This is a genomic window from Streptomyces sp. NRRL S-337 (genome assembly GCF_000720175.1).
Taxonomy (GTDB): Bacteria; Actinomycetota; Actinomycetes; order Streptomycetales; family Streptomycetaceae; genus Streptomyces; species Streptomyces siderophoricus.
The window spans coordinates 62127-80868 of sequence record NZ_JOIX01000023.1; the positions used below are offsets into that span (position 1 = coordinate 62127).

19 protein-coding genes are annotated in these 18742 nt (G+C 70.4%); 8 read left to right on the forward strand and 11 right to left on the reverse strand.

Annotated features, from left to right (window positions below):
* Positions 1 to 2 precede the first annotated feature (2 nt).
* The 5 genes from IG62_RS0118745 to hemL form a co-directional block, all read right to left on the reverse strand.
* Positions 3 to 767, reverse strand: a complete 765-nt coding sequence (locus tag IG62_RS0118745; protein WP_030803950.1) for a cytochrome c biogenesis CcdA family protein — start codon at positions 765 to 767, stop codon at positions 3 to 5.
* Positions 768 to 778: 11 nt separating this feature from the next.
* Positions 779 to 1390, reverse strand: a complete 612-nt coding sequence (locus tag IG62_RS0118750; RefSeq protein WP_030803952.1) for a TlpA family protein disulfide reductase — start codon at positions 1388 to 1390, stop codon at positions 779 to 781.
* A 199-nt stretch (positions 1391 to 1589) separates the two neighbouring features.
* On the reverse strand, positions 1590 to 2816 hold the full coding sequence (locus IG62_RS0118755; RefSeq protein ID WP_030803954.1) for a hypothetical protein: 1227 nt from the start codon (positions 2814 to 2816) through the stop codon (positions 1590 to 1592).
* A 147-nt stretch (positions 2817 to 2963) separates the two neighbouring features.
* Positions 2964 to 3677 (reverse strand): histidine phosphatase family protein, encoded by a 714-nt coding sequence (locus IG62_RS0118760; protein WP_030803955.1) that lies wholly within the window; start codon positions 3675 to 3677, stop codon positions 2964 to 2966.
* Between the two features lie 6 nt (positions 3678 to 3683).
* Positions 3684 to 4991, reverse strand: coding sequence for a glutamate-1-semialdehyde 2,1-aminomutase (gene hemL, locus IG62_RS0118765; RefSeq protein ID WP_078872077.1), 1308 nt, complete (start codon positions 4989 to 4991; stop codon positions 3684 to 3686).
* Between the two features lie 323 nt (positions 4992 to 5314).
* On the opposite strand from hemL, the gene IG62_RS0118770 reads away from it, so the two are divergent.
* On the forward strand, positions 5315 to 5872 hold the full coding sequence (locus tag IG62_RS0118770) for a hypothetical protein (protein ID WP_078866473.1): 558 nt from the start codon (positions 5315 to 5317) through the stop codon (positions 5870 to 5872).
* A 184-nt stretch (positions 5873 to 6056) separates the two neighbouring features.
* Here the strand turns inward: IG62_RS0118770 and IG62_RS0118775 are convergent, their stop codons facing one another.
* A complete protein-coding gene (locus tag IG62_RS0118775; protein WP_030803961.1) occupies positions 6057 to 6794 on the reverse strand; it encodes an SDR family NAD(P)-dependent oxidoreductase in 738 nt (245 codons plus the stop codon).
* 509 nt (positions 6795 to 7303) lie between these two features.
* Positions 7304 to 7870: a cupin domain-containing protein gene (locus IG62_RS0118785; RefSeq protein WP_030803966.1), complete on the reverse strand. Its 567-nt coding sequence runs from the start codon at positions 7868 to 7870 to the stop codon at positions 7304 to 7306.
* A 191-nt stretch (positions 7871 to 8061) separates the two neighbouring features.
* Here IG62_RS0118785 and IG62_RS0118790 point away from each other — a divergent pair, with 191 nt between their 5' ends.
* Positions 8062 to 8442, forward strand: coding sequence for a MazG-like family protein (locus IG62_RS0118790; RefSeq protein WP_030803967.1), 381 nt, complete (start codon positions 8062 to 8064; stop codon positions 8440 to 8442).
* A gap of 26 nt (positions 8443 to 8468) precedes the next feature.
* Here IG62_RS0118790 and IG62_RS0118795 read toward each other — a convergent pair whose 3' ends face one another.
* Positions 8469 to 9137 carry a TetR family transcriptional regulator gene (locus IG62_RS0118795; RefSeq protein ID WP_030803968.1) on the reverse strand — a complete coding sequence of 223 codons (669 nt, stop codon included), beginning with the start codon at positions 9135 to 9137 and terminating at the stop codon, positions 8469 to 8471.
* A 120-nt stretch (positions 9138 to 9257) separates the two neighbouring features.
* Here IG62_RS0118795 and IG62_RS0118800 point away from each other — a divergent pair, with 120 nt between their 5' ends.
* Positions 9258 to 10868 carry an FAD-dependent oxidoreductase gene (locus IG62_RS0118800; protein ID WP_051798234.1) on the forward strand — a complete coding sequence of 537 codons (1611 nt, stop codon included), beginning with the start codon at positions 9258 to 9260 and terminating at the stop codon, positions 10866 to 10868.
* A 231-nt stretch (positions 10869 to 11099) separates the two neighbouring features.
* Here IG62_RS0118800 and IG62_RS0118805 read toward each other — a convergent pair whose 3' ends face one another.
* A complete protein-coding gene (locus IG62_RS0118805; protein ID WP_030803972.1) occupies positions 11100 to 11843 on the reverse strand; it encodes an AAA family ATPase in 744 nt (247 codons plus the stop codon).
* Between the two features lie 139 nt (positions 11844 to 11982).
* Between IG62_RS0118805 and IG62_RS0118810 the strand changes: the two genes are divergently transcribed.
* Both IG62_RS0118810 and IG62_RS0118815 read left to right on the forward strand, forming a co-directional pair.
* Positions 11983 to 12318: a YnfA family protein gene (locus IG62_RS0118810; protein ID WP_030803973.1), complete on the forward strand. Its 336-nt coding sequence runs from the start codon at positions 11983 to 11985 to the stop codon at positions 12316 to 12318.
* Between the two features lie 381 nt (positions 12319 to 12699).
* The gene (locus tag IG62_RS0118815; protein WP_030803974.1) at positions 12700 to 13509 is read left to right on the forward strand and encodes an SDR family NAD(P)-dependent oxidoreductase; all 810 of its coding nucleotides are present in this window, start codon (positions 12700 to 12702) and stop codon (positions 13507 to 13509) included.
* 220 nt (positions 13510 to 13729) lie between these two features.
* On the opposite strand, the gene IG62_RS0118820 is transcribed toward IG62_RS0118815, so the two are convergent.
* Entirely contained in the window at positions 13730 to 14923 is a 1194-nt protein-coding gene (locus IG62_RS0118820; RefSeq protein WP_030803976.1) for an RtcB family protein, read from the reverse strand.
* A gap of 162 nt (positions 14924 to 15085) precedes the next feature.
* On the opposite strand from IG62_RS0118820, the gene IG62_RS0118825 reads away from it, so the two are divergent.
* From IG62_RS0118825 to IG62_RS0118835, 3 genes are all read left to right on the forward strand, one after another.
* Positions 15086 to 16066 carry a hypothetical protein gene (locus IG62_RS0118825; protein ID WP_030803978.1) on the forward strand — a complete coding sequence of 327 codons (981 nt, stop codon included), beginning with the start codon at positions 15086 to 15088 and terminating at the stop codon, positions 16064 to 16066.
* A gap of 210 nt (positions 16067 to 16276) precedes the next feature.
* Entirely contained in the window at positions 16277 to 16996 is a 720-nt protein-coding gene (locus IG62_RS0118830) for a DUF3558 family protein (protein ID WP_030803981.1), read from the forward strand.
* Positions 16997 to 17136: 140 nt separating this feature from the next.
* Positions 17137 to 18399, forward strand: a complete 1263-nt coding sequence (locus tag IG62_RS0118835) for a DUF2637 domain-containing protein (RefSeq protein WP_234326609.1) — start codon at positions 17137 to 17139, stop codon at positions 18397 to 18399.
* Positions 18400 to 18459: 60 nt separating this feature from the next.
* Here the strand turns inward: IG62_RS0118835 and IG62_RS0118840 are convergent, their stop codons facing one another.
* Positions 18460 to 18660, reverse strand: coding sequence for a hypothetical protein (locus IG62_RS0118840; RefSeq protein WP_030416812.1), 201 nt, complete (start codon positions 18658 to 18660; stop codon positions 18460 to 18462).
* Positions 18661 to 18742: the final 82 nt, after the last annotated feature.

Sequence of the window (18742 nt, forward strand, 5' to 3'; positions counted from 1 at the left end):
GATCAGATCCCAACGGTGGAGCTTTGGGTCCAGCTCTGGAGCTCGGACATCAGGCTGTCCCAGATGCCGGTGACGAGGAGGACGCCGAGGGCGACCATCATGCCGCCGCCGATCCGCATCACCCACTGGTAGTGCCGTTTGACCCAGCCGAAGGCGCCGAGGACGCGACGGAAGGCCAGGGCGACGGCGATGAACGGCACGCCGAGGCCGAAGCAGTAGGCGACGGTGAGCAGGGCGCCACGGCCGGCGCTGGCGTCGTAGAAGGAGAGGGTCTGGACGGCGGCGAAGGTGGGGCCGAGGCAGGGGGTCCAGCCGACGCCGAAGAGGACGCCGAGGAGCGGCGCGCCGGCCAGGCCCATGGCGGGCTTCTTGTGGAAGCGGAATTCGCGCTGCCCGAAGCGTTGCAGGACGCCGGCGAAGGTCAGGCCGAAGAGGATCAGCAAGGCGCCGAGGACGCGGGAGATGACGTCCTTGTACTCCAGCAGGGTCTTGCCGAAGAAGCCGAAGAGGGCGCCGCCGGAGACGAAGACGGCGGTGAATCCGAGGATGAAGAGGCCGGCGCCGGCGAGCATCCGGCCGCGGCGGGCCTCGCCGAGGTCGGTGCCGGTGACCCCGGTCACGTACGACATGTAGCCGGGGACCAGCGGCAGGACGCAGGGGGAGAAGAAGGAGACGAGGCCGGCGAGGAGCGCGAGGGGGACGGCGGCGAGGAGGGTGCCGGAGACGACGGTGTGGTCGGCGGCGACGGCGAGCTGGGTGAGTTCCATCTCTGGCGGGATCACTTCTCGGCGATCAGCGGCTTGACCATGCTGCGCAGTTCGTCCTCGGTGAGCGGGCCGATCGAGCGGGCGGCGATCTTGCCGTGCCGGTCGATGGCGATCGTGGAGGGGATGGACTGCGGGTTGAGGCTGCCCTTGGGGAAGCGCAGCATGAGCCGGCCGGTGGGGTCGAACAGGCTCGGGTAGGGCACCTTGTGCTCTTCCTCGAAGCTGGTGGCCTGGGACTTCTGGGAGTCGCGGGTGTTGATGCCGAGGAACTGGACGCCCTTGCCCTTGGTCTCCTTGGCCACCTTGGCGAAGTTGGGCGCCTCGGCGATGCAGGGGCCGCACCACGAGCCCCAGACGTTGAGGATGACGACCTTGCCCTTGTAGTCGGCGACGTCGAGCTGCTTGCCGGTGGTGGTCTCGCCGGACAGGTCGGGGGCGGGCTGCCGGTCGGCCTTCTTGACGGTGTCGACGCCGTCCTTGCCCTGGACGAAACGGGTCTGGGCCGAGCCTCCGGAAGCACCGTCCCCGCAGGCGCTCAAGCACAGCGAGGCGGCCGCGGCCCCTGCGGCGAACAGCAGGATCCGGTGGCGGCGCGTGCGGCGGCGTGGGGCGTCAGCACTCATGTGAAAAGTTTCGCATGGGCCGATTCCGGATCTTCCGCGCCCCCCTCGCCCGGCCTGTCCCCGACCGAAGGGGCATGTCAGGCGGCGGGGTGGCGTGCGCGCGGGGCCGGACCGGTACGGTGCGCGGTCACGCGGTCACGCGGTCACGCGGTCACGCGGTCACGCGGTCACGCGGTCACGCGGTCACGCGGTCACGCGGTCACGCGGTCGAGAGGTACTCCTTCCAGCCCTCGGCGGGCCGCGCGCCGACCGGCACCTCCTGGAGCCTGCGCAGCACCTCGGGGTCCTGGGCGTCGAGCCAGTCGGTGAGCTGCCGGAACGACACCAGACGGACATCGCGGTTCTGCTCGTTGGCGATGTACTTGAGGGCGTCCTCGACGGCGTCCATATAAATGCCGCCGTTCCACTCCTCGAAGTGGTTGCCGATGAAGAGGGGAGCGCGGTTGGTCTCGTAGGCGCGGCGGAATCCGGAGATATATGCGTCGGTGGCCTGCTGCCGCCAGCCGGGATAGTTGGCCGGCGGGGCCTTGGTGGAGTTCTTGGACTGGTTGGCGAGGATGTTGTAGTCCATCGAGAGCACCTCGAAAGAGTGCCCCGGGAAGGGAATCTGCTGGAGCGGGAAGTCCCAGAGGCCGAACTTCTTCTTCGGCCACGTCTGGAGGCCGCCGGGCGAGCTGGCGTCGTAGCGCCAGCCGAGTGCCCGGGCGGCGGGCAGCAGATTTCTCTGGCCGAGCAGACAGGGTGTGCGGCCACCGACCAGTTCCTGCCGGTAGTCGAAAGGCAGCGGGTCGACTTCGGCGAATCCGGTATTGGTCCGCCATTTGGTGACGAAGTCCATCGCCTGGTCAATCTCGGAGTACCACTGGCGGGGGGTCCAGTATTTGACGGAGGTCGGGGCGTCGCCGCAGAAGTGGCCGTTGAAGTGGGTGCCGATCTCGTGGCCGTCCAGCCAGGCCTGGCGGACGTACGTGAGCGTCTCCCTGATGTGGTCGTCGGCGAGGTAACCGATGGCGGAGGCGCCGGGCGGGTTGTTCGGCGGCTCGTAGAGGTGCTTTTGGGTTTCCGGCAGGAGATAGAGGCCGGAGAGGAAGAAGGTCATGGCCGCGCCGTGATCCTTGGCGAGCTGGAGAAAGCGGGGGAAGAGGCCGTTTCCGACCTCTCCCGCGCCGTCCCAGGAAAAGACCACGAACTGCGGCGGGGTCTGTCCGGGCTCCAGCCGTTCGGGTGCTTTCGGCTGGTTCGGCTGCGCGCCGTAATTCGCCGTCGAGCCGTCACCGATGAGCTTGGGGCGGGCCTGGACGGAGCTTTTGACCTTCCGCTTGTCGACGCCGACCTGCGGGCCGGAGGTGGAGCAGCCGGCGACACCCAGGGCCGCGGCTGCTCCAACTCCCAGGCCCAGCAGGTTTCGCCGACTGATCGCGCGCATGCCCTCGTCCCCATCCGTGCTCGCCGAACTCAATATCCATATAAACGGACAATCGAGAAGTGGGCATGTTGAGCACCGGGACTCCGGGTTAATCGCCCGGATATTCCATTTTTACTTGGCTTTGACGTTCCGCCACCTGATGCAGAGTCAGGCCCCGTACGCCTTGCTCTTCCCCTTCGCCGGTTTGGCGCCGGCCAGGAGGTGGGAGGGAACCAGGTCGCGCGCCGGTTCGCTGTACCCCACCGAAATGATCTTGTCGCCGTGGAACGTGAACGACGTCAGCGAGGCCAGCGTGCACTGCCGCTTCCGCGGGTCGTGCCACAGCCGCCGCCGCTCCGCGAAGCTGCGGACGATCCAGATCGGCAGCTGGTGGCTGACCGCCACCGCCTCGTGCCCGCGCGCCGCGTCCCGTGCCGCGCCGAGCGCCGCCATCATCCGTACGACCTGTTCCAGATACGGCTCGCCCCACGAGGGCCGGAACGGATTCGTCAGGTACTTCCAGTTGCCGGGCTTCTTGAGCGCCCCGTCACCGACCCCGAAGGTCTTGCCCTCGAAGACGTTGGCCGCCTCGATCAGCCGCTCGTCGGTGGCCAGGTCGAGACCGTGCGCCGCGGCGATCGGCGTCGCGGTCTCCTGCGCACGCTCCAGCGGCGAGGCGACGACATGGGTGATGTCCCGGTCCGCGAGGTGCTCGGCGACCCGGTCGGCCATCTTCCGCCCCAGCTCGGAGAGGTGGTAGCCGGGCCGGCGCCCGTACAGCACGCCCTCCGGGTTGTGCACCTCGCCGTGCCGCATGAGGTGGACGACGGTGATGTCGTCACCGTTGTCGGCGGCGGAGACGTCGCTGCTGCTCTGGTTCATTTCCCCTCATTCCGTCGCTTCGGCGGCGGCCCGGGCGGCGGCCGGCAGCGCGGCCGCGATCCGCTCGACGGCCGCGGTGTCGTGCGCGGTCGAGACGAACCACGACTCGAACGCGGACGGCGGGAGGTAGACACCCTGGGACAGCATCGAGTGGAAGAACGCGGTGAAGCGGAAGGACTCCTGCGCCTTCGCCTCGTCGTAGTTGGTGACGTCCCGCTCGGTGAAGAAGACGGAGAACATGTTCCCCGCCACCTGGAGCCGGTGCGCCACGCCCTCCTTGGCCAGCGCCCCGCCGACCAGCGAGCGCAGCTCGGCGGAGACCGCGTCGACCTTCTCGTACGCGGCGTCGTCCAGCAGCCGCAGCTGCGCGACACCGGCGGCGGTGGCGATCGGGTTCCCGGACAGGGTGCCCGCCTGGTAGACCGGGCCGGCCGGGGCAAGATGCGCCATGACATCGGCGCGGCCGCCGAACGCCGCCGCCGGGAAGCCACCGCCCATGACCTTGCCGAAGGTCATCAGATCCGGACGAACCCCATCAATCCCGTACCAACCGGCCTTGCTGACGCGGAAGCCGGTCATCACCTCGTCGGAGATGTACAGCGCGCCGTTGGCCGAGCACAGGTCCGCGAGGCCCTGGTTGAAGCCCGGCAGCGGCGGCACCACGCCCATGTTGCCGGGCGACGCCTCGGTGATCACACAGGCGATCTCGCCCGGGTGCGCGGCGAACGCGGCCCGCACCGCTTCCAGATCGTTGTACGGCAGCACGATCGTGTCGCCGGCCTGCGCGCCGGTCACGCCGGGCGTGTCGGGCAGCCCGAAGGTCGCCACGCCCGAACCGGCCGCGGCCAGCAGCGCGTCCACGTGCCCGTGGTAGCAGCCGGCGAACTTGACCACCTTGGGGCGACCGGTGAACCCGCGCGCCAGACGGATCGCCGACATCGTCGCCTCGGTGCCGGACGACACCAGGCGCACCTGCTCGACCGGCTCGATCCGGGCCACGATCTCCTCGGCCAGCTCGACCTCGCCCGCGCCGGGCGTACCGAAGGACGTGCCGCGCGCGACCGCCTCCTGGACCGCCGCGATCACCTCGGGGTGCGAGTGCCCGAGGATCATCGGCCCCCACGAGCACACGAGGTCGACGTACTCACGGCCGTCGGCGTCAGTGAGGTACGGACCGGTACCGGACACCATGAAACGGGGCGTACCGCCGACGGCGCGGAACGCCCGCACCGGTGAATTGACGCCACCGGGCGTCACCACGGAGGCGCGCTCGAACAGCGACTGCGAAACAGGGGCTTCATACGGAAAAGACACTGTGATCCTGACCTGCATAAACGGGGAGGGCGGCGGCGTACGGGCACGGCCCCGGCTGACAACGGCATGGGAATCCCCGCTTGGACCACCTAAGGCGCCGCGCGGTTCCCACTCGATCCTTTTTTGATTCCTCTCGCTTTCGACCGGGCGTCAGCCCCCGCTTGTCTGCGAAACTGGGGCGACGGACGAGTAAGTCACGCAAGCAATGGTCTCAGAGGCGCACGGGGGCGTGCGGCCGGGCGTTTCGCGCGCCGGTGACGGGGGAGGTCTCTGAGACGATGATCGGGTTGCGCGGCTGGGGCTGCGAGTGGTCGGGTGGAGATATGCATCGCGGTGGCGAACTGGGCGAAGGAACCGATGACCGGGGTTCCGGGCGCGCCCAGCGCGGCCGTCACCGGCGCGAGACCGAAGGCATCAAGGGTGGGGACATCAGGGGCGGCCGCATGGGGGTGACCTACAAGTACTTCGGCGCGCCCAACGGCGCGACGGCGGCCCGGGTCCCGATCTCCATGCGCCCTGAGGAACTCGGCGGTGACGAGCTCGGCATGGGCGGGATGTTCACCAAGATCAAGCCGGAGACCATGGCCGCCATGGTCCTCACCGGTATAGAGGGCATACCCCTCCATAAGGTTCCGCCGCTCGAACTCGTCGTCCTCCACCCCGACTACGCCGTCGTCAAGCTCCCCATGACCGTGGTCGACCCGCTGCGCGGCATCGGCGAGGAATCGGTCGGCGCGGCCGCCTTCATCTGGTCCACGGTCCCCGACCGCGGCGGCCCCCGCGACGCCTTCGCCGTCTACCAGCTCCTCCACGAATGGCAGGACTTCAGCCACCGCCTCCACGAGGCGGGGCACCAGGCTTACTGCTTGGTGTGGCCGTAGCGGTTCGGTGGCTTGTTGCTCGGCGTGGGCGTAACGGTTCGGCGGGGTGCGGGTGGCGTCCGGACGGGGCGGGACGTGCCGGTGGCCGGCGGGTTGCTGAGCCGGTGGGTTGGTGAGCCGGTGGGTTGCTGAGCTGGTCGGTTGGTGAGCTGGTGGGTGGCCAGGGCTCGTAGGGCGCTGGGGCTCACCAGGTAGGACGGGCGGAGACTCCGCCGTCCACCACGAGATTCTGTCCGGTGATCCACGACGCCATCGGTGAGGCGAGGAACACACAGGCGTCGCCCACGTCCTCCGGCCGCCCCAACCGCCCGGTGGGCGCCGCCGCGTGCCAGCGCCGTACTCCGTCGGGCCAGTCCTCGGCCAGCCCGGGCCGGTCGATCAGGCCCGGCGAGACGCTGTTGACACGGATGCCGTACCGGCCGTACTCCAGCGCGGCAGCGCGGGCATGCATCACCACCGACGCCTTGGACGCGCAGTAGTGGGCGTGCTGCGGCGCCGGGCGGTCCGCCTCGATCGACGCGATATGCGTCACCGACCCGCCGCTGCCCTCCCGCATCACGGCCACCGCGGCCTGGGTGCAGGCGAACACCGAGTGCACGTTGAGGTCCGCCACCGCCCGCCAGTCGGTGAGCGACATCCCCGCCAGCTCCTGCGTCGGCTGCACCCCGGCGTTGTTCACCAGCGCGGTGAGCCGCCCGCGCCAGCCGGCCGCCTCGGCCACCAGCCGGTGGCACTCCTCCTCGACGGCCAGATCGGCCGCCAGCGCCAGCGCGCTCCCGCCGCCGTCCTCGATCCGCCCCACCAGCGCCCGCGCCGCCTCTGCGCCGGTCCGGTAATGCACCACCACCGCCGCGCCGGCCTCCGCGAACCGCACCGCAATCCCTTGCCCGACCCCACCCGCGGCCCCGGTAACGAGCACCACGTGCCCCGAAAGATCGGGGAGGTGGGGCCGGCTCCGGGAATGAGGTTGGGGCTGGCTCTGAGGATGAGGATGGGGGTGGCTCTGAGGATGAGGATGGGCCTGGCTCTTGGGATGAAGATGGGGGCCACTCTGCGGCTGGCGAGGGGACTGGGGATCGGGCTGCGGCTGGGGCTGGGGCTGACCTGTGGCCATGCCCAATCCGTGCGCCGCGCCGTTCTCGTTGACCTGGCTGCCCTGACCATCCTCGCTGGCTTGACCGTGCGAACCATCCGCGCTGGCCTGACCATACGGACCATCCGCGCTGTTGTGACCGTCCGAACCATTCAGGCCCTCCCGGCCGTCCCGACTGTCCGGGCCATCCCGTCTATTCGGGCTGTCCGGGCAGCCCGGACAGCCCTGACCGTCCCAGCCGTCCCAGCCGGCCTGGCCGGATCCGGCCGGTCCACCGCCGTCACCGGGAGTAGTCGCCACCCCACCACCGTTCAGGCTGAAAGGGGCCCGCTCCCCTGTCATGGCCGGCTCAGCGCGGCGATCCGCGCTGCCTCCCGGGGAAACCGCGCGGCCAATTCGGCGGCGTCCCCGTGCTCGTAGTCCTCGAAGGTGAAACCGGGCGCCATCGTGCAGCCGAACAGCGTCCAGGAGCCGCCGTCGGCGACCTCGGCGGCCATCCACGTCCCGGCCGGAACGGTGAACTGAACGTGCTGCCCACCCAGGACGTCCGGCCCGAGGACGACCGTACGGGCCGCGCGGCCATCCGGAGTGCTCGCCCCGCAGCCCTCGGTCCCCTGGGGCTGCCCGTCTCCCTCGGGCCCTTCGGTCAGCAGGAAGAGGGTGAGCGGATCGCCCCGGTAGAAGTGCCAGATCTCGTCGGTGGGCAGCCGGTGCAGGGCGCAGTAGTCGCCCGGCTCGGCGGTCAGCAGCATCACGATCGCCGTACCCTCGGGCCGTCCGTCGGACCGGGGCGGGCCCGCCCACGTAGGCCGGAACCGCCCGCCCTCACGCGGCAACGGCACCAGGCCGTAGAAATCGACCAGCTCCTCGGGGAGCGGATCGCGGGACGTGCGGTGCTCGGCCATCTGCAGCGTGCCCCTTCCCACCAGCCAGCAGCAATACGGGCGTTGTGCACGGCGAGTTCGTGCACGGCAGTTCGTACGCGGAGCGATTCGTCGTCGGCGTTTCACCTAAGGCGGTGCACATGCCGGGCTTCACATACGGCGGTTCATCCACACTAGGCGCGTACGCCACCGGACACGGGCACAATCGGGCCATGTCCGATACGCCTCCGCCCGTCGACACCTCGTCCGTGCCTCCGGCCGACTCCCCGTCAGCCATCTGGGAAACCGTCGACCACCTGGTGCGCTGGCTCGACAGCGAAAGCACGCTGCCACCGGAACAGGAGCGGCTGCTGCGCATCCTGAAGCTCTCCGAGGAGGCGGGCGAGGTCGCGCAGGCCGTGATCGGCGCCACCGGCCAGAACCCGCGCAAGGGTCACAGCCACACCTGGGACGACGTGCACAGCGAGCTGTGCGATGTGATCCTCACGGCGATGGTGGCGCTCCGGACGCTGACTCCGGAGGCGCGGCAGGTCTTCGAAGGAAATATGGGGCGGGTCGCCGGGCGGGTGCCGCGGCCGCTGTCCGCGGACTGAACACCCTCCCTCGGCAACCGCCCGCCCTACGGCTGCTCCGCCGTCAGATAGCGCTGGATCGTGGGCGCCAGCCAGGCGATGACCTCCTCATTGCTGAGGGCGACGGCCGGCGCGAGGTGCAGTACGTAGCGACACAGCGCCATGCCGAGTATCTGGGAGGCGATCAACGCCGCGCGCTTCGGGGCCTCCTCGGGGACCGGGCACACCGCCGTGAGCACCGGCCTGATCTGTTCGGCGAACACCCCGCGCATCCGCTCCGCGCCTGCTTCGTTCGTCGCACCGACGCGCAACATGCCGGTCAGCACCTCATCGCCCTCCCACCGCTCAAGGAAGTGGCGTACGAGCCGGGCGCCGGCTTCTTCTCGCGGTACGTGGCTCAGGTCGGGCGCGTGCACCTCGATCTCAGAGGCGGCCGCGAAGAGACCGGCCTTGTTGCCGTAGTAGCGCATGACCATCGACGGGTCGATGCCCGCTTCGCGCGCGATGGCGCGGATCGTGGCGCGCTCATAGCCGTCCGCGGCGAAGCGGTCACGGGCGGCGGCCAGGATCGCGGCCCGGGTCGCGGCGGACCGGCGGGGCGGGTCCGCGGGACCGGCGGACGGGACGCCGGCAGCGGCGTCAGCGCCGGTGTCCGAGGCCGCAGATTCGGCGGGGGCGTCGGGCTCAGCAGTAGTAAGAGGGCGATCGTGCGGCATGTCAACAACTGTAGGCCAACGCCTGTTGACATGCCAAGCCGACGCGCCTTACGGTTGCCAACAAGCGTTGACCAACATGCGTTGGCATAGGCCCAGGCGCACGCAGAGGAGGCGGAAGCCATGGACGCCATGAACCGCACACCGGACCAGTCCGGCACCCGGGACCAGGGGCTCAGCACGGCCCGGGAGGCCGAGGTCAGAGACGCCCCGGAAGGCGCCGCACACCTCGCCCCCGGCACGGACCGCACGGATGCCGGAGACATGACGGACACCGCGGATGTCCTCGTCGTCGGCGCCGGGCCCACCGGACTGCTGCTGGCCGGGGACCTCGCCGAGGCCGGCCTGTCCGTCACGCTTCTCGAACGCCGCACCGACACCACCAGCAACCTCACCCGCGCCCTCGCCGTCCATGCGCGCACACTCGAGCAGCTCGACGCCCGGGGGCTCGCCGATGAGCTGGTCGCCGGCGGCCATCCGATCCCCCGCCTCCGGCTCTTCGGGGTGGCCACTCTCGACCCCACCCAGCTCGCCAGCCGCTTCCCCTTCGTCCTGATCACTCCCCAGTTCGAGGTCGAACGGCTGCTGGAGCGGCGGGCGCGGAAGGCCGGTGTGGTGTTCCGGTACGACTCGGAGGTGCTCGGTCTCGACCAGGACGAGGAGGGGGTGACGGTGAAGCTGCGTACCGCCCACGGCATCGGCAGCGCCCGCGCCGCCTACCTCGTCGGCACCGACGGCGTGCGCAGCACGATCCGGGAGGCCGTGGGCCTGCCCTTCCCCGGGAAGTCCGTGATCCGCTCGGTGATCCTCGCCGACGTCCGGCTGGACGAGACGCCGCCGTCCCCCTTCACCGTCAACGCCACGGGGGACGCATTCGCGTTGATCGGCTCGTTCGGGGACGGCTGGTACCGCGTCATCGGCTGGAACCGCCACCGCCAGGCCGACGACAGCGCGCCCGCCGATCTCGAGGAGGCCCGCGAGGTCACCCGGCTCGCGCTCGGCACGGACTACGGCATGCGGGACGCCCGCTGGATCTCCCGCTTCCACAGCGACGAACGCCAGGCCCCGCAGTACCGCGTCGGTCGGGTCTTCCTCGCCGGGGACGCCGCGCATGTCCACTCCCCCGCGGGCGGTCAGGGCATGAACACCGGCCTTCAGGACGCCGCCAACCTCAGCTGGAAGCTGGCCGCCGTGATACGCGGCCACTCCCCCGAGTCCCTGCTGGACAGCTATCAGGCCGAGCGGCATCCCGTCGGCAAGTCGGTGCTGCGCAGCAGCGGCGCCATCCTGCGGGTGGCCCTGATGCACTCCCCTCCCGGGCGTGCGGTCCGGGGAGTCGCCGCGCGGATCATCAACCATCTGCGGCCGGTGTCCCGCCGTGCGATACGCACGCTGTCCGGTATCGGCATCAGCTACCCGGCCGGGCCGGGTGCCCATCGGCTCGCCGGCCACCGCGCCCCGGACATCCGCCTGGCCGGCGGCGGCCGGCTCTACGAACTCCTGCGGCAGGGGAAGTTCGTCCTCGTCACCCCCGCCGACGAGCCCACCAGCCTGCGTCCGGACGACGACCGCGCCATCCCGGCCGCCTGGGAAAGCGACCGCCGCACCGCCCTGCTGATACGCCCCGACGGCTATATCGCCTGGGCCACCGACTCCACGGCCCCCGCCGAACGTGCCGCGGCACTGCGCAGCGCACTCATACGGTGGACCGGCGCCGCACCGGCGAACGGCTAAGCGGGGCCGAGGGCTGCGGGGAGGCGGACGACTGCGCAGGGGCGGGTGGCTGCGCGGTGGGCATGAGAGCGCGGCGAGCGTCGGAGCTCGGTGGGTATGAGCGCGGTGGGCATCGGAGCTCGGTGAGCCTCAGAGCTCGGTTGGCACCAGAGCACGGCGAGCGCAAGGACGCGGCGAGCGCCAGAGCACGGTTCGCGGTGGAGTGCGGTTGGCGTGGGAGCTCGCCTCGGCTCAGCCCGATGCCAGCACGTGCCGCAGATACGCCCGCGGGTCGCTGAGGTATCGCCGCCAGTGATCGACGAGGCCCAGCTCCGCCCACTCCACCGACCGCATGCCGTGCTCGCCGACCTCCACGATCTCCGCGCCGGGCAGAGCCGTCAGCAGCGGTGAGTGGGTGGCGCACACGACCTGAGCGCCTCTCCGCGCCAACTCGTCCATCAGCCCGACCAGTTCCAGACAGGAGGAGAAGGACAGCGCCGCCTCCGGCTCGTCCATCACGTACAGGCCGCGCTCGGCGAACCGTTCGCGGAAGGCCAGCAGGAAACTCTCGCCGTGGCTCATCTCGTCCGGGCCCTGGGAGAGCCGCCGGGTACTCCTCTCGCCGTTCAGTGCTTCCAGCGCCGTTTCGGCCCGGAGGAAGAAGCCGCGGCGACGCGTCCGCGGCCCCCGCACCATCCGTCGCCCCTCCCGCGTCGGATCGAACCGCAGCAGACCGCCCAACAACGAAGCCTCACGAGAGGAGGCGTACTTGTAGCCCGCCGACCCGCCGTACGAATCCAGCCCGAAGCCTTCCGCCAGCGCCTCGGCGAGCGTGGACTTCCCCGAACCGTTCTCGCCCACCAGGAAGGTCACGGGCGCACGGAAGGCAAGCCCTTCGGCGGCCAGCTGCCGGACACAGGGCACCGTCCACGGCCAGCCGTCCTCGGCCGCCCCCGTCCCCGTCGGAAGGTCCAGATAAGCCCGTTCAATCAGCATGACTCGAAGCTCTCATGTACCACTGACGGTCACGGTCTGCCGGCCGCCGCGGGGGGCATGCCTTGGCAGGCGCTCGCCTACGGCACCTCCGGAGAGGCTCTCGTGCACCGGCGGGGTCGGCCGGGCTTACGCTCGCCGCATGCTTATCGCGCGTTCCGCTGCCCTGTTCGTCGTTGCCGCGCTGTTCGAGATCGGCGGGGCGTGGCTGGTGTGGCAGGGGATCCGCGAACACCGCGGCTGGGCATGGATCGGGGCCGGCGTGATCGCCCTCGGGGTGTACGGCTTCGTGGCCACGCTCCAGCCCGACGCCAACTTCGGGCGCATCCTTGCCGCGTACGGCGGGGTCTTCGTCGCCGGATCGCTGGCCTGGGGAATGGTGGCCGACGGCTATCGCCCCGACCGGTGGGACGTCATCGGCGCGCTGATCTGCCTGGCCGGAATGGCAGTGATCATGTACGGCCCCAGGACCCGCTGACCGTTCGGGCCCGTCCGAACGGTCACCTGCGCATCTTCCTCCGTCTCCGCGCGCCTCTCCCGACTTCTTACGGCTTCTTACGGCTTCACGACTTGCCCCGCTCCCCGGCTTCCCCGCTTCCCCTCGCCTCCCCGGCCCTACTTCTGGCGGGCAGCCCCACCGGTCATGCGGCAGGCAGCCCACGGTCATGACGGCCCCACCGACCGCCAGGGCTCGGCCAGTCGTTGATCAGGTGCTCACCAGTAATTGATCAACAGTTGATCAGGCGCTGCATATCCTGGCCACACCGCGACCGCGGCCAGACCGCACAACGGTCACGCCGACGCGCGCCGATCCGCCGTCCCGCAGTCCCGCCGTCCCACCGGCTCCGAGGAGAGCGTCATGACCGCCGATGCCCGTAGCGCCGATACCCGTAGCGCCCGAACGCCCAGCGCCGAGGCCCGTACCGCCGTTGTCACCGGAGCGAGCAGCGGCATCGGGGCCGCGACCGCGCGGGCGCTGGCTGCCGCCGGCTACCGCGTCGTGCTCACCGCCCGCCGGAAGGACCGCATCGAGGCGCTCGCCGCCGAGCTGCCGAACGCCCAGGCCCATGCGCTGGATGTCACCGACCGTGCCGCCGTCGACGCCTTCGTGGCCTCGCTCGACGAGCTGCCGTCCGTCGACGTCCTGGTCAACAACGCCGGTGGCGCGTTCGGTGCGGAACCGGTGGCCACCGGCGACCCCGCCGACTGGCGCGCCATGTACGAGGTCAATGTGCTCGGCGTGCTGCACATGACCCAGGCGCTGCTGCCCCGGCTCACGGCCTCCGGGGACGGCACCGTCGTCGTCCTGTCCTCCACCGCGGGTCATGGCACGTACGAGGGCGGCGGCGGATATGTCGCGGCCAAGCACGGTGCGCATGTGATCGCCGAGACGCTGCGGCTTGAGCTGTGCGGTGAGCCGGTGCGCGTCATCGAGGTCGCGCCGGGCATGGTGAAGACCGACGAGTTCGCCACCACCCGCTTCCGTGGGGACACCGAGAAGGCCGCCAAGGTCTACGAGGGCGTGGAGCAGCCGCTCAGCGCGGAGGACGTCGCCGACACCATCGCCTGGGCGATCACCCGCCCCTCCCACGTCAACATCGACCTCCTGGTGGTCCGGCCCCGCGCCCAGGCTTCCAACACGAAGGTGCACCGCACTCGCACCCCCTGAGCCGGCTCAGCCGGACCGCGTCACACCCCGCCCCGCCACGCCAGGCGGCGTAAGGCCGAACGCGAAGCGGCATAACGCAGAGCAGCCCAACACAGAGCGGCCTAACGCAAAGCGGCGCAACGAAAGAGCAGCCCAACGCAGAGCGGCGTGGCGCACCATGCGCCACGCCGCCCCTCAACCGAGCCATCGAACCAGGCAGCCAGCCCCCGCCCCTAGCCCCTCAGCCCTTCACGCACACCACCTGCTTGAGGTGCGCGACGACCTCCACCAGGTCGCGCTGCTGCTCGATGACCTTCTCGATCGGCTTGTAGGCGCCCGGGATCTCGTCGATCACCCCGGAGTCCTTGCGGCACTCCACGCCCCGCGTCTGCTCCGCCAGGTCGCGCGTGGTGAAGCGCTTCTTGGCGGCGTTCCGGCTCATCTTGCGGCCGGCGCCGTGCGAGGCGGAGTTGAAGGACGCCGGGTTCCCCAGGCCGCGGACGATGTACGAGCCGGTGCCCATCGAGCCGGGGATGATGCCGTACTCCCCGCCGCCGGCCCGGATCGCGCCCTTACGGGTCACCAGCAGGTCCATGCCGTCGTACCGCTCCTCCGCCACGTAGTTGTGGTGGCAGGAGATGACCTCGCCGAAGGTCACCCTGGCCTTCTTGAACTCCCGGCGGACGACGTCCTGGGTGAGCGCCATCATGATCTCGCGGTTGTGCTTGGCGTACTCCTGCGCCCAGAAGAGGTCGTTGCGGTACGCCGCCATCTGCGGGGTGTCCGCGATGAAGACGGCGAGGTCGCGGTCGACCAGGCCCTGGTTCTGCGGCAGTTTCTGGGCCACGCCCATGTGGTGATCGGCGAGTTCCTTGCCGATGTTGCGCGACCCGGAGTGCAGCATGATCCACACGGACTGGTCCTCGTCGATGCAGATCTCGTGGAAGTGGTTGCCGCTGCCGAGCGTTCCCATCTGCTTGACGGCCCGCTCGCGACGGAACTTGACGGCATCCGCCACCCCGTCGAACCGCGCCCAGAAGTCCTCCCACCCGGCCGTCGGGAAACCGTGCAGCCGGCCGGGGTCGACGGGGTCGTCATGCATGCCCCGGCCCACCGGAATGGCCTGCTCGATCTTCGAGCGCAGCCGGGACAGGTCGCCGGGCAGGTCGTTGGCGGTGAGCGAGGTCTTCACCGCGCTCATTCCGCAGCCGATGTCGACGCCGACCGCCGCCGGGCAGACCGCCCCGCGCATCGCGATCACCGAACCGACCGTGGCGCCCTTGCCGTAGTGCACGTCGGGCATCACGGCCAGGCCCTTGATCCACGGGAGGGTGGCGACGTTGCGCAGTTGCTGCATCGCCACGTCCTCGACCGTGGCCGGGTCGGTCCACATCCGGATGGGCACCTGGGCGCCGGGCACCTCGACGTACGACATAACTTCCTCATTCCCCCGAAAAACTGAAAAACGCAAAAGCCGGACAAAATACCTGATCTTGGACGGTGAACCGGCGTGCGCGGCAAGACGTGCGATAGACATTGTGTCCATCGGCCGCCGCCCGGCGGCAACCGCATTTCTTGAGGGAAGGAGCCGCGAACGATGCCCCGCAAACCGTTCGCACCCGGTGCCGCGCTGGTGGCCGTCGCGGCGCTGGCCGTCGGCCTCGCCGGCTGCACCGGCGGCCCCGGCACCGACGGTGACGCCGCCGACGCCAAGGGCGGCGACCCCGCCGCGACGAGCCAGTCCGCCGAACCGGGCCGCTACCAGACCCTCCCGGAGGCGTGCGGGCTGCCCTCGCGCAGCACCGTCCGCGGCATGCTGCCCGGTGACGGCCAGCACCTCTCCAGCGCCGAGGCCGACAAGCTCTACGGCGGTCAGGCCGACATCACGTACGACACGGACCGCCGGGTCGGCTGCCACTGGACCCGCGAGACCGACGCCGGCACCCGCCATCTGAGCCTCGACATCCAGCGCGTGGTCTCGTACGACGCCGCCGTCAGCGATGACGACAAGGCGCAGGGGATCTACGACAGCAAGGAACTGGCCGCACAGATCCCGTCCGGCGGCACCGGCTCCTCCCCCACCGCTCCCCCGTCGAAGGACACAAAGGGCACAGGGAGCTCGAAGGGCACGGAGGGTACGGGGGGCGCGAAGGGCGGGGCGGCCGCCGCGGGGAAGAATCCCACAAAGGCCCCCGCCGGAAAGGCCAGCGCCTCGGGCAAGCCCGGCACCGACGCGAGCGCGGACCCGAGCGCGAGCCCTGGTGGGGACGCGAGCGGGGACAAGAGCACGGCCTCGACCACGCCGCCGACCGCGGACCCGAGTACGGGCGCCGGCGCCTCCACCGCCCCGCGCGTGCTCGACGGCCTGGCGGACGCGGCGTTCCTCAACGACAAGTTGATCACCGCGGACTCCGGTGTGCACCGCGACGTCACTGTGGTCTTTCGCACGTCGAACGTGATCGTGACGATCACCTACGACCAGTGGTCCACGGACAAGTCGATGTTGCCGGAGAGCCAGGAACTGCAGGACAAGGCCCGTTCGCTGGCCGATGAGCTGGCCGACCGCCTCGCCGAATAGCCCGAGTTGAGCGAGACGGGCCGATCGTCCGGACAGAGATGTATGCCCGTTTCGCCCCTCGTACTCACCGGTACGAAACGGTCACCCACCTCGCCGCTCCGCGTACCGTGCCCTCTAGCGAACCGACGACGCACGACGACTGACCACGCCGAACGCCGCACGACGCCGACAACACGACGCCGACGCACGACGACGAACAGCGAAGGAACCATGCACCGTTCAGCCAAGCGCCTCGCCAGCCTCCTCACCTGCGCAGCAGTCCCGGTGCTGCTCGTCGCCGGCTGCTCCGGCTCGGACGGCGGCAGCTCGGACTCCGGTTCCGGTGACGCCTCCTCCGCCGCGCCCAGCCGCTCCGCCCAGCCGTCACCGACCGTGGAGCCCGCGAAGTACAAGAAGCTGCCGAACCCCTGCTCGGCGTTCTCCAAGGACACCATCAAGAAGCTGCTGCCCAAGGTGAAGGACGCCGCCGGCGACCAGGGCCAGTCCACGGACAACGCCTCGCACGGCACCTGCTCCTGGAACAGCTCCGACGAGCAGGGCGTCGACGGCACCCAGTTCCGCTGGCTGGACATCGGCTACCAGCGCTACGACTCGGACCCGGGCATCGGCTCCGGCGAGAAGCGCGCCACCGACTTCTACACCAAGCAGGTCAGCGACGCGAAGGCCGCCAAGGGCGCCAAGAAGCTCAAGGCCGCCCAGACCGGCGGCACCGGCGACGAGGCCACCGCGATCACCTACGACGTGAAGAAGGAGGGCAACGATTTCAAGAACACCACGATCGTCGCCCGCGCCTCCAACATCGTCGTGACGATCAACTACAACGGCGCGGGCCTGGCCGGCGCGGACACCCCCAAGGGCGCCGACCTGCTGAAGAAGGCCCAGGCCGCCGCGAAGGAAGCGGTCGCCGCCGCCCTCAAGGCGAACCACTGACGTCGATCTGACGCCGGCCTGACGGCGGCCTGACGTTCCCCACCGGCCCGCCCAGCCCCTCCGGGCACCTCCCGGCGGGGCCCGGCGGACGGTGTGCCAGGCTAGGCGCGCCATTTCGCCGAGCCGGGGAGGGACCGCGGGTGTCCGCGACGAAGACGGCGCAGTTGACTCGTACCCACCGCATCCTCATCGGTGTGGTCATCGCCGGTGCGGCAGTGATCGCAGGCATCGGCTTCACGGGCTCCTACTCGGCGGTCCGTGAGTTGGCCATCAAGAAGGGCTTCGGGAACTTCTCCTACGTGTTCCCGATCGGCATCGACGCCGGGATCTGTGTCCTGCTCTCCCTGGACCTCCTCCTCACCTGGATCCGCATCCCGTTCCCGCTGCTGCGGCAGACCGCCTGGCTGCTGACGGCGGCGACGATCGCCTTCAACGGCGCGGCGGCCTGGCCCGACCCGCTGGGCGTGGGCATGCACGCGGTGATCCCGGTCCTGTTCGTGGTCGCCGTCGAGGCCGCCCGGCACGCGATCGGCCGCATCGCCGACATCACGGCGGACAAGCACATGGAGGGTGTGCGCATCACGCGGTGGCTGTTGTCGCCGATCCCGACGTTCCTGTTGTGGCGGCGGATGAAGCTGTGGGAACTGCGGTCGTACGACGCGGTGATCAAGCTGGAGCAGGAACGGCTGGTGTACCAGGCGCGCCTGCGTTCGCGCTTCGGGCGTGCCTGGCGCCGCAAGGCTCCGGTGGAGTCCCTGATGCCGCTGCGGCTCGCGCGGTACGGGGTGCCGCTGGCGGAGACCGCTCCCGCGGGGCTCGCCGCGGCGGGCATCGAGCCGCAGTTGCTGCCGGCGCCGCAGCAGTCGGTGAAGCCCGCTCTGGCGCCGCGGGCCCAGGAGCCGGCCGGGCAGCTGCCCACCGAGCCGCTGCCCGACGAGCAGCTGCCCAACCAGTGGTTCGCGGCGTCGCCGCAGGCGGCGTACCAGGGGGACTACGACCCGACGTACATCCCGGACCCGGAGCCCCAGCCCCCGTACGACGAGCAGCCGCAGGTGACGACGGGCGAGCAGGTCCCGCTGCCGGCGCCGCGCGCGGCGGAGCCCGAGCCGGCGCCGCAGGTCCCGGTGCCGAACGGGGCAGGCGGAACGCGTCCGCTCGGCAAGGGCGTCGCGGAGGCCGACCCGCAGCCCGCCGAGGTTCCGGCCGCGGTTCCCCACGACGAGGACGTCTACCAGGTGTTCCGGCGCTCGATCGAAGGCGAGGGCATGCCGACGCCGGGCGCGTTCGCGGCCAACATGGAGGCGCAGTACGGGATCCGTCTGCGGTCGCGCGAACTGAACCGCTACATGGACCAGTTCACCGACCGCCTCAACGCCGAGCTCATGGACGAGCACATCGCGTAACGCGCCGGGGGGCGAGCACCTCCCGTGGACGCGTGGACCGGGGAGGCAGCCCGCCCGGCCCTACACCCGCTCCGCCTTCCGCTTCTTGTCCGTGTCGCCCCATACGGCCAGCGCCGCGCCGGCCAGGAACAGGCCGAGGTAGGCAACCGACGGCAGGTCGAACCAGTGGGCCAGCAGCCCCCAGGCACCGTCGAAGAACGTCTTGCCGATGAAGCCGAGCGCTCCTTGCAGCATGGCGATGAAGCCGATGATCCCCCTCATGGCTCCCAGCGTGACGGGTTCGGCCCCGGGGATCCTCCTCCCCGGGGCCGAACCCGTTCTCACCCTTGAGTCGCAGAGCCGG

What these genes read in the sequence shown, in the direction of transcription:
- IG62_RS0118760 (WP_030803955.1), bottom strand. Translation starts at nt 3,677, where the DNA reads ATGAACCAGAGCAGCAGCGACGTCTCCGCCGCCGACAACGGTGACGAC.
- IG62_RS0118810 (WP_030803973.1), top strand. Translation starts at nt 11,983, where the DNA reads ATGCTTATCGCGCGTTCCGCTGCCCTGTTCGTCGTTGCCGCGCTGTTC.
- IG62_RS0118800 (WP_051798234.1), top strand. Translation starts at nt 9,258, where the DNA reads ATGGACGCCATGAACCGCACACCGGACCAGTCCGGCACCCGGGACCAG.
- IG62_RS0118815 (WP_030803974.1), top strand. Translation starts at nt 12,700, where the DNA reads ATGACCGCCGATGCCCGTAGCGCCGATACCCGTAGCGCCCGAACGCCC.
- IG62_RS0118820 (WP_030803976.1), bottom strand. Translation starts at nt 14,923, where the DNA reads ATGTCGTACGTCGAGGTGCCCGGCGCCCAGGTGCCCATCCGGATGTGG.
- IG62_RS0118790 (WP_030803967.1), top strand. Translation starts at nt 8,062, where the DNA reads ATGTCCGATACGCCTCCGCCCGTCGACACCTCGTCCGTGCCTCCGGCC.
- IG62_RS0118770 (WP_078866473.1), top strand. Translation starts at nt 5,315, where the DNA reads ATGCATCGCGGTGGCGAACTGGGCGAAGGAACCGATGACCGGGGTTCC.
- IG62_RS0118805 (WP_030803972.1), bottom strand. Translation starts at nt 11,843, where the DNA reads ATGCTGATTGAACGGGCTTATCTGGACCTTCCGACGGGGACGGGGGCG.
- IG62_RS0118795 (WP_030803968.1), bottom strand. Translation starts at nt 9,137, where the DNA reads ATGCCGCACGATCGCCCTCTTACTACTGCTGAGCCCGACGCCCCCGCC.
- IG62_RS0118745 (WP_030803950.1), bottom strand. Translation starts at nt 767, where the DNA reads ATGGAACTCACCCAGCTCGCCGTCGCCGCCGACCACACCGTCGTCTCC.
- IG62_RS0118840 (WP_030416812.1), bottom strand. Translation starts at nt 18,660, where the DNA reads ATGAGGGGGATCATCGGCTTCATCGCCATGCTGCAAGGAGCGCTCGGC.
- IG62_RS0118750 (WP_030803952.1), bottom strand. Translation starts at nt 1,390, where the DNA reads ATGAGTGCTGACGCCCCACGCCGCCGCACGCGCCGCCACCGGATCCTG.
- IG62_RS0118785 (WP_030803966.1), bottom strand. Translation starts at nt 7,870, where the DNA reads ATGGCCGAGCACCGCACGTCCCGCGATCCGCTCCCCGAGGAGCTGGTC.
- IG62_RS0118830 (WP_030803981.1), top strand. Translation starts at nt 16,277, where the DNA reads ATGCACCGTTCAGCCAAGCGCCTCGCCAGCCTCCTCACCTGCGCAGCA.
- IG62_RS0118825 (WP_030803978.1), top strand. Translation starts at nt 15,086, where the DNA reads ATGCCCCGCAAACCGTTCGCACCCGGTGCCGCGCTGGTGGCCGTCGCG.
- IG62_RS0118755 (WP_030803954.1), bottom strand. Translation starts at nt 2,816, where the DNA reads ATGCGCGCGATCAGTCGGCGAAACCTGCTGGGCCTGGGAGTTGGAGCA.